Origin of the sequence: Faecalibacterium sp. DFI.5.82 (assembly GCF_029076575.1) — a bacterium.
Taxonomy (GTDB): domain Bacteria; phylum Bacillota; class Clostridia; order Oscillospirales; family Ruminococcaceae; genus Faecalibacterium; species Faecalibacterium duncaniae.
In genome coordinates this window covers 1-446 of record NZ_JARFIS010000076.1, presented here as the reverse complement: position 1 = coordinate 446, position 446 = coordinate 1, and the positions used below count along the sequence as shown (strand labels likewise).

General features: G+C 58.5%; 1 protein-coding gene. It reads right to left on the bottom strand.

Annotated elements, in window-relative coordinates; all coding sequences use genetic code 11:
* The coding region (locus P0G09_RS15635) for an Hsp70 family protein (RefSeq protein ID WP_275253111.1) at positions 1-446 on the bottom strand (446 nt) is incomplete at both ends.

Sequence of the window (446 nt, the reverse complement as noted above, 5' to 3'; positions counted from 1 at the left end):
GTCAACCAGATCAGCGGTCAGCTCATTGAACTTTGCGCGGGTCAGGGTCATCTCCAGATGCTTGGGGCCGGTAGCGTCGGCAGTGATGAAGGGCAGGTTGATCTGGCTGCTCATTGCGCTGGACAGCTCGATCTTTGCCTTCTCAGCAGCTTCCTTCAAGCGCTGTGCGGCCATCTTATCCTTGCGCAGGTCGATGCCGTTCTCGTTCTGGAACGCATCTGCCATCCAGTCGATGATGCGCTGGTCGTAGTCATCGCCGCCCAGGTGGGTATCACCGTTGGTGGCCAGAACCTCGGTCACGCCGTCGCCCATCTCGATGATGGAGACATCGAAGGTGCCGCCGCCCAGGTCGTAGACCATGATCTTCTGGTCCTCTTCCTTATCAATGCCGTATGCCAGAGATGCGGCAGTGGGCTCGTTGATGATACGCTTGACGTTCAGGCCGG